The organism is Streptomyces sp. NPDC005820, assembly GCF_040630255.1.
Taxonomy (GTDB): domain Bacteria; phylum Actinomycetota; class Actinomycetes; order Streptomycetales; family Streptomycetaceae; genus Streptomyces.
Map to the genome: position 1 here is coordinate 85,697 of NZ_JBEXXE010000016.1, position 12,222 is coordinate 97,918.

At 73.4% G+C, this 12,222-nt stretch carries 12 protein-coding genes; 3 read left to right on the top strand and 9 right to left on the bottom strand.

The genetic code is table 11. The annotated features are described in order from the left end of the window. Nucleotides 1-7: 7 nt before the first annotated feature. From ABZ464_RS21165 to ABZ464_RS21205, 9 genes are read right to left on the bottom strand one after another with little or no spacing between them, the layout of a single operon-like run. The gene (locus tag ABZ464_RS21165; RefSeq protein ID WP_359279151.1) at nucleotides 8-706 is read right to left on the bottom strand and encodes an SDR family oxidoreductase; all 699 of its coding nucleotides are present in this window, start codon (nucleotides 704-706) and stop codon (nucleotides 8-10) included. Then, nucleotides 696-1,913: an exo-alpha-sialidase gene (locus ABZ464_RS21170; protein WP_359279235.1), complete on the bottom strand. Its 1,218-nt coding sequence runs from the start codon at nucleotides 1,911-1,913 to the stop codon at nucleotides 696-698. The genes ABZ464_RS21165 and ABZ464_RS21170 overlap by 11 nt, the downstream gene beginning before the upstream one ends. A 50-nt stretch (nucleotides 1,914-1,963) precedes the next feature. Next, nucleotides 1,964-2,740 (bottom strand): aldolase/citrate lyase family protein, encoded by a 777-nt coding sequence (locus ABZ464_RS21175; protein ID WP_359279152.1) that lies wholly within the window; start codon nucleotides 2,738-2,740, stop codon nucleotides 1,964-1,966. A gap of 19 nt (nucleotides 2,741-2,759) precedes the next feature. Beyond that, nucleotides 2,760-3,740: an aldo/keto reductase gene (locus ABZ464_RS21180; protein ID WP_359279153.1), complete on the bottom strand. Its 981-nt coding sequence runs from the start codon at nucleotides 3,738-3,740 to the stop codon at nucleotides 2,760-2,762. Beyond that, nucleotides 3,737-4,561, bottom strand: coding sequence for an ABC transporter ATP-binding protein (locus tag ABZ464_RS21185; RefSeq protein WP_359279154.1), 825 nt, complete (start codon nucleotides 4,559-4,561; stop codon nucleotides 3,737-3,739). Before ABZ464_RS21185 ends, ABZ464_RS21180 begins: the two co-directional genes overlap by 4 nt. Nucleotides 4,562-4,590: 29 nt before the next feature. Then, on the bottom strand, nucleotides 4,591-5,430 hold the full coding sequence (locus ABZ464_RS21190) for an ABC transporter ATP-binding protein (protein WP_359279155.1): 840 nt from the start codon (nucleotides 5,428-5,430) through the stop codon (nucleotides 4,591-4,593). Further along, nucleotides 5,427-6,329: an ABC transporter permease gene (locus ABZ464_RS21195; protein WP_359279156.1), complete on the bottom strand. Its 903-nt coding sequence runs from the start codon at nucleotides 6,327-6,329 to the stop codon at nucleotides 5,427-5,429. The genes ABZ464_RS21190 and ABZ464_RS21195 overlap by 4 nt, the downstream gene beginning before the upstream one ends. Nucleotides 6,330-6,332: 3 nt before the next feature. Further along, on the bottom strand, nucleotides 6,333-7,262 hold the full coding sequence (locus ABZ464_RS21200; RefSeq protein WP_359279157.1) for an ABC transporter permease: 930 nt from the start codon (nucleotides 7,260-7,262) through the stop codon (nucleotides 6,333-6,335). 3 nt (nucleotides 7,263-7,265) lie between these two features. Next, nucleotides 7,266-8,864, bottom strand: coding sequence for an ABC transporter substrate-binding protein (locus ABZ464_RS21205; protein ID WP_359279158.1), 1,599 nt, complete (start codon nucleotides 8,862-8,864; stop codon nucleotides 7,266-7,268). A 217-nt stretch (nucleotides 8,865-9,081) separates the two neighbouring features. On the opposite strand from ABZ464_RS21205, the gene ABZ464_RS21210 reads away from it, so the two are divergent. From ABZ464_RS21210 to ABZ464_RS21220, 3 genes are all read left to right on the top strand, one after another. Next, nucleotides 9,082-10,302 (top strand): four-carbon acid sugar kinase family protein, encoded by a 1,221-nt coding sequence (locus tag ABZ464_RS21210; RefSeq protein WP_359279159.1) that lies wholly within the window; start codon nucleotides 9,082-9,084, stop codon nucleotides 10,300-10,302. Further along, a complete protein-coding gene (pdxA, locus tag ABZ464_RS21215) occupies nucleotides 10,299-11,351 on the top strand; it encodes a 4-hydroxythreonine-4-phosphate dehydrogenase PdxA (RefSeq protein WP_359279160.1) in 1,053 nt (350 codons plus the stop codon). Before ABZ464_RS21210 ends, pdxA begins: the two co-directional genes overlap by 4 nt. Nucleotides 11,352-11,418: 67 nt before the next feature. Further along, nucleotides 11,419-12,213, top strand: a complete 795-nt coding sequence (locus ABZ464_RS21220; protein WP_359279161.1) for a DeoR/GlpR family DNA-binding transcription regulator — start codon at nucleotides 11,419-11,421, stop codon at nucleotides 12,211-12,213. Nucleotides 12,214-12,222 lie beyond the last annotated feature (9 nt).

A 12,222-nucleotide genomic window follows, 5' to 3' on the forward strand; every position in this document is an offset into this window, starting at 1 on the left:
CGGCCGCTCACAGCGACGAACCGCCGCAGACGACCCAGGTCTGACCGGTCACGGACCGGCCGTCCGGCCCCAGCAGGAAGGAGGTCAGGCCGGCGATCTCCGCGGGGTCGATCAGACGTCCCAGCGGCGGTGTCACAGGAGGGGTGCGGGCGCGGCCCGGGTCGCGCAGCATCGGGGTGTCGGTCGGACCGGGCGCCACCACGTTCACCGTCACGCGCCGGGGGGCGAGTTCGGCCGCCCATGAGCGGGCCAGCGCCGAGAGGGCCGCCTTGGACGCCGCGTACTGGCTCTTGCCCGGTACGCCGGTCATGGTGCGGCTGCCGACGAGGACGATCCGGCCTCCGTCACGGAGGCGGTCGACGACCGTGTCGAGCAGGACGCAGGCCGTCTGCACGTGCACCTGCCACATCAGCGCGCCCTCGCCCGCCGAGAGCCGGCCGAGCGGTGCCGTGCGCTGGAGTCCGGCGGCGTGCACGACCGCGTCGAGCGAGGTGACCGCCCGGAGGGTCTCGGGCAACGGGTCGGCGTGGCTCAGGTCGGCCGGCAGCCACGCCAGTCCCGGGCGGGGACTGGGCGGTGTCCTGCTCATACCGGTGACGGTCCACCCCTCGGCGAGCAGCCGTGCGGTGACGGCCGCGCCGATGCCGGAACTCACACCGGTCACCAGGGCGTGCCGGGCTGTCCCCCGTACCGGCTCAGGATCCATCGGCCCAGTCCGGACGGACCCGGACGTACTTGATCGTCTGGCGCCAGTAGGTGTAGGCGAGGTGCAGCGTGCCGTCGGCCGTCTGGAGGATCGACGGGTAGGAGAACTCGCGGTTGAGCCGGTCCCGTGAGTTGTTGGTCAGGCAGTGGCCGTCGCCGGTCTCCAGGTCGCGGGTGACGGGCCAGGTGGTCCCGTCGTCCGGCGAGAGGGACAGGGTCATGGGGGCGCGCGGGGCTCCCCAGAAGGCGCTGCCGGGCGGGTCCTGGGGTGGGGCGGACGGGGCCGTTGCCAGGCCGTCGTCGTCGATCTCGTCGTAGAGGGAGAGGCGTCGGGCCGTCGCGTCGGCGGCGCTGCTGTGGTTGTGGACGAGTGCCAGGCGGCCGTCGGCCAGGCGGACGTACTGGAGGGAGCTGTTGTTGTTCGGCAGTGCGGTGGGACGGGGCGGGGTCCAGGTCTCGCCGGCGTCGGACGAGCGGGAGAGGAGGACGTGGTCGGCGCGGCGGCTGCGGAAGAGGGCCAGCAGGGTGCCGTCGGCGAGGGCCTGGATGTTCATGTGGACGGCGCCCTCGCTGTCCGGCACGGGCCGCTCCCGCCATGTCCGCCCGGCGTCGTCGCTGATCATGACCGAGCTGGTGTCGTGGTCGCCGCTCCAGGCGCGGCCGGGGACGCTCACGCACCGGAAGACCGGCAGCAGCAGGCGGCCCGACTCCAGCACGACCACCGGCTGGCGGACGAACACACCGCCCGTGTCGTCCGCGGGGAACAGGGTGCGCGGCGGCGACCAGGTGCGGGCGGAGTCCGTCGACACCCGCAGACGTACCTCGGCGGTGTCCTGGTGCCCCGCCCGCTGGGCGGTGTGCAGGAGCCACACCTCGCCGTGCGGTGCGGTGAAGAGCACGGGGTTCTGTTCGGACCGGGCGTCGTCGTCGGACAACGGGACCGGGTCCGACCAGCGGTCGGTGGCGCCGTCCAGGCGGGAGAGCCAGACGCGGATGTCGGACACGCCCTCCTGCGTGCCGCCGAACCATACGCACGCCAGATCCCCGTCGGGCAGCAGCGCCAGGTTGGCCGCGTGGTTCTGGACGGCCGGCGCGGGGAGGAAGGCCTCCCGGCGGGCCGGGTCGTCGGGCCGGGGCCTGACCACGCCGTCGGGTCGCGGCGGGGGTGCGGGGCTCGGCGTCGAGGGGGCGGCCTGGGGTTCCTGCACGGGGCTCAAGGGAGTTCCTCGGATCTCGGGGGACGGGGGTCGGTCGCTGGTCAGCCCTGGGCGGTACGGAGGTGGTGCGCGGCGATCTGCTGGAGGTGGACGAGGTCGCAGGCGACGGAGGCGAAGGTGAAGCCCTCGGCGAGCCTGCGGGCCGCGCCGTCCCCGTCGGGGGTGTGGATGCCGGCGGCGATCCCGGCGGTCTCGGCGGCCTTGCGGATCCGCTGCAGCGCGGCCTCGAAGTCGTCCTGTACGGCGGGGTCGCGGGTGGTGCCGCCGCCGAGGGCGAGGCGCAGGTCGGAGGGTCCGACGTAGATGCCGTCCAGCCCGGGGACTGCGCAGATGTCCTCGACGTTCGCGAGGCCGTCGGCGGTCTCGATCATCGCCAGGACGGCGGTGGCGTCGTGGGTGTCGGCCGGGTCGGGGCCGATGCGGAGCTGGGCGCGCATCGGGCCGTAGGAGCGGATGCCCAGCGGCGGGTAGCGCACCGCGGCGACCGCGCGTGCGGCGTCGGCGGCGGTGTTCACGAGGGGGACGATGACGGCGGTGGCGCCGGCGTCCAGGGCGCGGCCGATGCAGGTGGCGTCGTTGGCCTCCACGCGTACGGCGCCGACGGCGGTGGAGCCCTTGGTGTCGGTGGCGAGCAGGTTGTTCAGCATGCCCTGGTAGCCGAACAGACCGTGCTGGGCGTCGAAGGCCAGGTAGTCGTAGCCGACCCGGGCCAGTCGCTCGGCGGCGACCGGTGCGTCGATGAGGGACCAGTAGCCGACGAGGCGACGGCGGGCGCGCAGGTCCGCGGTGAACTCGGCGGGGGTACGGGAGTGCGGCAAGGGGAGCCTCCTGGAGCGGTCAGCGGTTGTAGGCGGGCATCGGGCCGCGCAGCCGGGCGCCGATCTCCTCGCAGGCCGCGGTGACGTCGGCCGGCAGCGGCCCCTGTGCGGCGGCGGCGATGTTGGCGGCCAGGTGGTCGGTCCTGGAGCCGCCGAGGAGCAGGGCGTCGGTGGACCGGCGGTCGAGCAGCCAGCGCAGGGCCAGTTCGGTGAGGGGGAGGCCGGCCGCGTCGGCCACCGCGGTCAGTTCCGACACCGTGGTGAACAGGCCTTCGGCCCAGTAGCGTTCGCGGTACATCGCGGCCAGCCGGGAGTCGCCGAACCGGCCGGAGTCCGGCAGCGCCGTGAAGTGGTGACGGCCGGTCAGGAGGCCGCCGCCCAGGGGGTTGTAGACCATGGTGCGCAGCCCGGTCGTCGCCGCGTACTCGGTGTACTCCTCCTCGATGCGGCGGGCCAGCAGGTTGTGGAGCTGCTGGGCCACCAGGGGCCGGGGAGCGCCCACCTCGTCGGCGGTGCGGACGAGTTCGGAGATCTGCCAGGCGGCGAAGTTCGACACGCCCAGCGCGCCGATCTTTCCCTCGGCGGCGAACTCGGCCACGGTGGCGAGGGTGTCGGCCGGCGGGGTCGCGCGGTCCGGCTGGTGGAGGTAGAAGACGTCGACGTGGTCGGTGCCGAGGCGCTTGAGGCTGCCTTCGAGGGCGGCGCGCAGTCCGGCGGGCGACAGGGGGTGGTGGTCGCCCTGGTCGGGGTGGGGGATGCCGGCCTTGGTGGCCAGCACGATCCGGTCGCGGCGGCCCGGCAGCAGTTCGCCGAGGAGGCGCTCGCTGTCGCCGCCCGCGTACCCGTTGGCGGTGTCGACGCCGGTGATCCCGGCGTCCAGGGCCATGTCGAGCATGGCGGCGGCCGTGTCGCGGCCGACGGTGTCGCCGAAGGTCATGGTGCCGAGCACCAGCCGGGACAGCGGTACCCGGCCGGTCGGCAGGGGGATGCCGGTGGTCACGAGGAGCTTCCTTCCAGGACGTGGCGCGGTTTCAGGCCGCGCATCGCGGTGGGGTCGAGGGCGGCGCGGCGCAGGGCGCGGGTGTACGGGTCGGCGGGGGCGGCGAGGACGTCCGCGGTCCGGCCGGTCTCGACGGTGCGGCCGGCCCGCATCACCACGACCTCGGTGCTGATCTCGCGCACGACGCCGAGGTGGTGCGCGATGACGAGGTAGGCGATTCCGGTCTCCGCCTGCAAGTCCCTGAGCAGGGAGAGCACTTGGGCCTGGACGGAGACGTCGAGGGCGGACGTCGCCTCGTCGCACACCAGCAGGTCGGGGCGGGAGGCGAGGGCGCGGGCGATGCCGATGCGCTGGCGCTGGCCGCCGGAGAAGTCGGCCGGGTGCCGGTGCAGCGCGGAGGAGGGCAGACCGACCTGATCGATCAACTCGGCTGCCCGACGGGCCCGTTCGGTCCGGTCGGACACGCCGGCCAGCCGCAGCGGCTCGGCGACGATCTGCTGCGCGGTCAGATGCGGGTCCAGGGAGCCGTAGGGGTCCTGGAAGACCATCTGGACGCGCCGGCGCAGCGGGCGCAGCCTGCGTTCCGGCAGGGCGGCGATGTCCGTGCCGTCCAGGACGATACGGCCCGAGAGCGGCTTGAGCAGGCGGACGAGGGCGCGGGCGAGCGTGGACTTGCCGCAGCCGGACTCCCCGACCACGGCGAGCGAGCCGCCGCGCCGCAGCTGGAATCCGACCTGGTCGACGGCGCGGAAGGGGCCGTGCGCCGTCGGGTACTCGACGACCAGGTCCTCGACGGACAACAGGGGGTGTTCTTCGGTCATCGGGGCTGCTCCCTGTGTGTCCGGCCCGGTCACGAGGCCGCCCCCTGGGTGGCGGGCTCGTCCTCGTCCCAGGCGCCGAGGCGGGGTACGGCGGCGAGGAGGGCACGCGTGTACGGCTCCGCGGGCCGGTCGACGATCCGGTCGGCGGGGCCGGACTCGACGAAGCGGCCGTCCTTCATGACGTGGATGCGGTCGGAGACGAGCCGGGCCACGCCCAGATCGTGGGTGATCATCAGGATGCCGATGCCGGTGCGTTCCTGGAGTTCCATCAGCAGGTCGAGGACGCTCGCCTGGACGGTGGCGTCGAGGGCGGAGGTGGGCTCGTCGGCGACCAGGAGCTCCGGCTCCCCGGCCAGTGCGATGGCGATGAGGATGCGCTGCAGCATGCCGCCGGAGAACTGGTGCGGATAGGCCTTCCAGCGGGTCTCGGGCTGGGTGATGCGCACCTGGGTGAGCAGGTCGATCCCCTTCTCCCGGGCCTGGGTGCGCGACAGTGCGGGGTGGCGCAGCCGGATGGCGTCGCCGAGTTGCCGGCCGATGGTGTGGACCGGGCTGAGCGCGGTCATCGGGTCCTGCGGGATCAGGGAGACCGTGCGCCCGCGCACCCGGCGCGCCGCGTCCGGTTCGGCGACGACGTCCTGTCCGGCGATGCGGACGCTGCCGGACAGCACGGCGAGTCCCTCGGGGAGCAGCCCCAGGACGCCCATCGCCGTGGTCGACTTGCCGGATCCCGATTCACCGATGAGCGTGACGGTCTCCCCCTCGCCGACGGTGAAGCTCACTCCGTCGACGGCCCGTACGACGCCGTGCGCGGTGATGAGTTCGATCTGGAGGTCCCGTACGTCGAGCAGCGGCGTTCGCCCGGTCATGCGCGTGCTCCCTTCCGGCGGCGGGTGCGGTCCCGCAGTCCGTCCCCGAGCAGGTTGACGCCGACCACCAGCAGCGCGATCACCAGTCCGGGCAGGGTGACCAGCCACCACGAGGTGGTGAGGTAGGCCTGGCCGTCGGAGATGATCCGGCCCCAGGTGGCGAAGGGCCGCTGGGGACCGGCCCCGAGGAAACTGAGCGCGCTCTCCAGCAGGACGGCCTGGGCGAGCAGGAGCAGGACGACCAGGCTCACCGGGCGGACGATGTTCGGGACGACATGGCGGGCCAGCACGGACCAGCCGCGCAGGCCCAGCACCCGGGCGGCGGCGACGTACGGTTTCTCCCGCTCCACCAGGACCAGGGAGCGGGTCAGGCGGGCCACCTCCGGCCACTGGGCGACGGCGATCACGCAGGTGATCACGGTGACCGAGGGCCCGAACAGGGCGACCACGAGGAGCAGCATCATCAGCAGTGGCAGGGCCAGTTGGGCTTCCAGGAAGCGGGACACGAGGGCGTCGACCCAGCCGCCGAAGAAGCCGGCCGCCGCCCCGGCGGCGAGGCCGATGAGCCCGGAGACCAGGACGGCGAGGACGCCGACCGACAGGGAGACCTGGCCGCCGTGGAGGATGCGGGAGAGCAGATCGCGCCCGAGCTGGTCGGTGCCGAACAGGTGCCCGTCGCTGAGCGGGGGCAGTCTGCGCTTCGACAGGTCCTGCGCGTTGGCGTCGGGCAGGGGCAGCAGGCCTGCCAGGAGCACCGGCAGGACGACGAGGGCGGTGCACACGGCGCCGGCCCAGATCTTGAAGCGCGCGCTGCGCCGCTGCCGGGTAGCGGTGGCACGGGCCAGGTCGCGCGGGGTGACCGCGCTCGGCCGCTCGGGGCCGACAACCGTACCGGTCATGGGTCAGGCCGCCTTTCCGAGGCGTACCCGCGGGTCGAGCAGCGGGTAGGCGAGGTCGACGAGGAGCTGGACGAGGATGGCGAGGGTCGCGGTGACCAGGACGGTGGCCTGGATGAGCGGGTAGTCGCGGGTGGCGAGGGCGCGGACGACGAGCGAGCCGACGCCGGGCCAGCCGAAGACGACCTCGACGACCACGACGCCGTTGAGCAGGGCGGCGAAACGCGTGCCGAGGGCGGTCACCAGGGGCACGGCGGAGTTCCGCAGGCCGTAGCGCCAGGTCAGGGCCCGCTCGGAGACCCCGCGGGAGCGGGCGACGGTGGTGTACGGGGCGGCGAGCGCGGTGACCATCTCGCGGCGCACCAGCCGGGAGACGAGGGCGAGTTGGAGGACCGCCACGGTCACGGTCGGCAGGACCAGGCCGCTCCATGTGGTGAACCCGGAGGCGGGCAGCACCGGCAGCAGGACGGAGAACAGGGTCAGCAGCATCACCCCGGTCCAGAAGTCGGGCATCGACTGGCCGGTGACGGTCAGGACGTTGGCGCCCAACTCCCGTTTGCTGTCGGCCCGTCGGGCCATCCAGACGCCGAGCGGTACGGCGACCAGCGCGGTGACGGTGATCGCGGCGACCGCCAGGGTGATCGTGTAGGGCATCCGGTCCATGACCACGTCGAAAGCCGGCGCGTGGAAGGAGTAGCTGGTGCCGAGATCGCCGGTGAACAGGTCGCGCAGGAAGATCCCGTACTGGTTGACGAGGGGGTCGTCGAGGCCGAACTGTGCGCGGATGCGGTCGAGTTCGGCGGTGGTGGCGGTCGGTGCGGCGTAGGCGGCGGCCGGGTCGCCGGGCGCGAGTCGCACCAGCAGGAAGACGGTGGTCAGGGTGAGGAAGATCGCCAGCAGGCTCTGGCCGATACGGCGCAGGAGGTAGGTCGGCACTGCTCAGCCCTCCAGCCGTACGGCGGACAGGTCGTAGGAGTTGAGCTGCAGCAGGCCCAGATCGCGTACGCGGTCGCGGCGGGCCAGCAGTGTCTTGGGCGCGAACGCCCACAGCATGGGCCAGGTGTCCCAGACCGCGTGCTGGACGGCGGCGAGCTTGCGGTCGCGCTCGGCGGCGTCGGTCTCGGTGGCGGCGTCGGCGAGCCGGCGCTGGACGTCGGGGACGACGTAGCCCATGTAGGTGTCCCGGGTGCGTTCCTTCTCGGCCGTGCCGCCGTACATGCCCTGCAGGGAGGTGAGGGCCTGGCCGGTGGGGCCCGGGTAGCCGTTGCCGATGACGTCCCAGTCGCCGCCGCGCCCCTGTCGCCATTTCAGGATGTCGCCGCCGGGCTCGAACTCCAGGAGCGAGGCGCGTACGCCGATGTCCCGGAACATGTCGGCGACGGCTTCCATGACGGAGCTGTCGGCGGCGAACTCCCCGGACTCCCAGATGATCCGGATCCGCAGCCCGTCCGCGCCCAGGGCCTTCAGCCGTGCCCGGGCGCGGCCGGGGTCGTAGGTGAACTCCCCTGTCTCCACGGCGCCTTCGAGCGACAGCGGCACGACTCCCCTGGCTTCCTCGGCGGAGTCGGTGAGGACGTCCTTGATCAAGGAGCCGCCGTCCACGGCGAGGCCGAGGGCGCGGCGGACCCGGGCGTCGGCGAGCGGGTGGTCCCGCTTCTTGCGGAAGTTGTAGAAGAGCTGGCAGATCCGTGTCCCGGAGGTCTCCTGGAGGGCGACGCCGGGCAGGCCGGTCAGCTGTTCGGCGGAGTCCGGGGTGAGGGTGTCCACGACGTCCAGCTCCCCGCTGCGCAGGGCGATGACCCGGCTGGACTCCTCGGGCACGAAACGGACCTGGACCGTGTCGACGTACGGGCGGCGTCCCCAGTAGCGGGTGTTGCGGGCGAGTGTGTACTCACCGGCTCCGCTGTCCGCCTTCACGACCGTGTACGGGCCCGAGCCGACGCCCCGCTGGAGTTCCTCGGGCCGGTTGGCCGCGGCCGGGGTGATGTGGATGTTGGCCATCAGCAGATCGAGGCCGGGTACGGGACGCTCGGTGCGCAGGAGGAAGGTGCGCTCGCCGGTCTTCTCCACGCGTGGCAGCTCCGGGAACAGGCCGAGGAGGAAGGAACCGTTGACCTCGCCGTACATCTTCAGGGCGGTGGCGACGTCCTCGACGGTGACGGGGCTGCCGTCGGAGTAGCGCACGCCGTCGCGCAGCCGCACGCTCCAGGTGGTCGGCTCGCTCATGGTGAAGCGGTCGGCGAGCACGAGCTGCGGTTTCATGCCGGGTCCGATGCGGGTGAGGGCCTGGCGCACCGCGCGCTGCACGGTGACCGCCGCGTCGAACTGGTTGAGCTTGTTGTCCAGGCTCACCAGCGATCGGTTCAGGCCGAGGGTGAGGGTGCCGGGGCCGGGGGCTCCGGTGGGTCCGGCGCAGGCGGACAGGGGGCCGAGGGCGAGACCCGTGCCGCCGAGAGCGGTCCAGCGCAGCAGGGCGCGGCGGGTGAGGGGCTCGCCGGGTGGGCGGTCCGGGGGTGCGCTTCGAAAAGTGGGGGTCATCGTCGACCTTCTCGCGTTCCGGGGGCGACCGGCTCGTGGTGTTCGTGCGGCTCTCGCGGTGACCCGGGGCGGGCCTGGCAGGCGGGAAACGAACGGTGTCGCGCCGGAAAAGGTCGCACGATTGCGCGATGTGCGCAAGAGGTCTCGCGCACATCGCGCATGTCATGTCATCATCGGTGCTCGAGGCGGTCCGCCCGGACCGTCCGAGGAGGTGCCCGTGTCCCTCGTCTCCGCCGACCTTCGCGTCCTGGCCCTCGCCGACGACCTGACCGGGGCCGCCGAGACCGCGGTGGCGTTGCGCCCGCCGGCCGATCTGCTGCTCGGGCCGGTCCCCGGGCGGGCCCCGCTCCCGGACCGCGGGCGTGCGCTCGTCGTCGACCTCGACTCCCGGCAGCTGCCGGGTGCCGACGCGGCGCGTGCGGTGCGCGCCGCGACCCGCTCGGCCCCTACCGACACGCTGCTGTTCAAGAAGGTCGACTCACTCCTGCGGGGCAACCTCGCCGCGGAGGCCGCCGCCTACGCGGACGGGTGCCGGGGCCTGGTGATCGCGACCGCCCTGCCGGCGGCGGGACGCACCGTGCGGGACGGCGTCGTCCGGCTGCGGGGTGTTCCGCTGCACGCGACCCGCGCCTGGCAGGCCGAGTCCCCGCCGGTGCCGCGTTCCGTCGCAGAAGCGCTCGGGGACGTGCCGACCGCACCGGTGCCGCTCTCCGTCGTCCGCGGTGCGCGCCACGCGCTGCGGGACGCACTGGCTGCGCATTTCGCGCAGGCACGGCACCCGGTGTGCGATGCGGAGACCGACTCCGACCTCGACGCGATCGCCGCGGCGGCGCTCGAGCTGGGTCCGGGAGCGCGGATGCTGGGCACGGGCGGCCTCGCGAGCGCACTCGGCCGTGCCCTCGGGGTGCCCGGCACCGCCACCGCCCCGCCGGCAGGCGGTGGGCGCGGGCGGTCCCTGCTGGTCGTCGTCGGCACGGCCGAGCCGTCCGCCGCCGAGCAGGTCTCCCACCTCGTCGCGGAGGGCGCCCACCACATCCCGCTCACCACCCATGAGCTGCTGCGGTCCCGGCGGCGGCTCGACGTCCGGGCCGGTGGGGTCACCGTCGTCCGCATCGTCGGTCTGCCGAGCCCCGCGCAGGCCCGCCGGCTCGCCGCCGCGCTCGCCGAGACCGTCACCGAGGCGGCACACGACAGCGACCTCGTGCTCACCGGGGGCGAGACCGCCCGCCGGGTCCTGGACGCGCTGCGCGTCACCCGGCTGCGGCCCGTCGGCCAGATCCACCACGGCGCGGTGCTCTCCCACGCCCCCGACGGCCGCACCGTCGTCACCCGCCCCGGCAGCTACGGCGAGTCCGACTCGCTGCTGCGCATCGCCCGGGCCCTGCGCCCCGGTTCCGTACGACACGTTCCGACCGATCCCACAGGAGTGACCCCGTGAACGCAGTCCCCACCCCCACCACCTCCGAGCGGACCGAGCCCGGCGCACGCGCACTCCCGGTCGTCGCGGTGACCATGGGGGACGGCGCCGGCATCGGCCCGGAGGTGATCGTGCCGGCGCTGCTGCACCCGGACACCCTGCGCCGCTGCCGGCCCGTGGTCGTGGGCGACGCGCAACGCCTGCGGCAGGCGGCGTCCGTCCTCGGCGTCACCTGCGAGATCGCGCCGGTCGAGCATCCCGCACAGGCGGAGTTCACCCCCGGACGCATCAACGTCGTGGACCTCGGACTGCTGCCCCCCGACCTGCCCTGGGGCGAACTGTCCGCCGTGGCCGGCGACGCCGCCTACCAGTACGTGCGGGTCGCCGCCGACCTTGCGCTGCGCGGCGAGGTGCAGGGCATCTGCACGGCACCGCTGAACAAGGAGGCACTGCACGCCGCCGGCCATCGGTTCCCCGGCCACACCGAACTGCTGGCCCATCTCACCGGCGTGGACGAGGTGTCGATGATGCTGTCGACGCCCAAGGTGAAGGTCATCCACGTCACCACGCACATCGGACTGATCGACGCGGTCCACCGCATCGAGCCCGGTCTGGTGGAGCGCACCGTGCGCCGCGGCCACAGGGCGATGGTGCGCGCCGGGGTCGCGCAGCCGGTGATCGGCGTCTGCGGCATCAACCCGCACGCCGGCGAGAACGGCCTGTTCGGTTACGGCGAGGAGGAGACGAAGATCGTCCCCGCGTTGGAGACGCTCCGCGCCGACGGCATCGACGCCCGCGGCCCGCTCCCCGCGGACACGGCGTTCTTCCTCGCCTCGCGCGGCGACTACGACCTCATCGTCGCGATGTACCACGACCAGGGCCACGGTCCCGTCAAGGTCCTCGGCATCGAGACCGGGGTGAACCTCACCGTCGGACTGCCCGTGATCCGCACCTCCGTCGACCACGGCACCGCCTTCGACATCGCCGGAACGGGCCGTGCCGAGGCCGGTAGCATGGTCGAGGCCCTGCGTCAGGCCGCAGAGATGTCCGCCGCCCCGGCCGCCGGCTGAGCGGCGGGGCGTAGCGCACCCGCACCGCATGACAGGGCACCACGGAACACCAGAGGAACCCACACCGATGCCTTCGATCGGCTCCAAGGCCCGGCGCGACCGGATCGTCCACCTCGCCACCACCACCGGCCTGGCGAGTGTCGAGGAACTGTCCGCGCGGTTCGGCGTCACCGCCTCTACCATCCGCCGCGACCTGGCCAAACTCACCCACGACGGCCGCCTCGCCCGCACCTACGGCGGCGCCATGGCACTGAGCGCCCACCCGGAGGCCTCGCTGCGCCAGCGGATCGGGGAGGCGTTCCCGGCGAAGCGGGCCATCGCCCGCTGGGCGGCCGAGCAGGTGAGGCCGGGCGAGACCCTGCTGCTCGACGCCGGCTCCACGGTCGGGGCGCTCGCCCATGAACTGCGTACCGTCAAGGACATCACCGTCGCGACCACCGGTCTGACCGCGCTCCAGGCGCTCTCCGACGTGGACACGATCCATGTGGAGTGCCTTGGTGGCACACTCCGCCCGCTCAGCCAGGGGTTCGTCGGACCGCTCACGGAGGCGGCCCTGGAACGCATGACCTTCGACCGTGTCTTCCTCGGCACCGACGGCATCTCCGCCGAACACGGCATCTGCGAGGCCGACCTGCGCCAGACGAGGCTGAAGGAGCTGATGGCCCAGCGGGCCGACCGCGTCTACGTCCTCGCTCACGCGGCGAAGCTCGGCCGCCGTCCCTTCCACGCGTGGACCCCGCTGCGCGAGGGCTGGACCCTCGTCACGGACGACTCCGCGGACCCGCGCATCCTCGAGGACCTGCGGGCCCGGGGCATCCACACGGTACTGACCGAACCGGAAGCGGCGACCGAACTTCCCTGACCCGGCCCG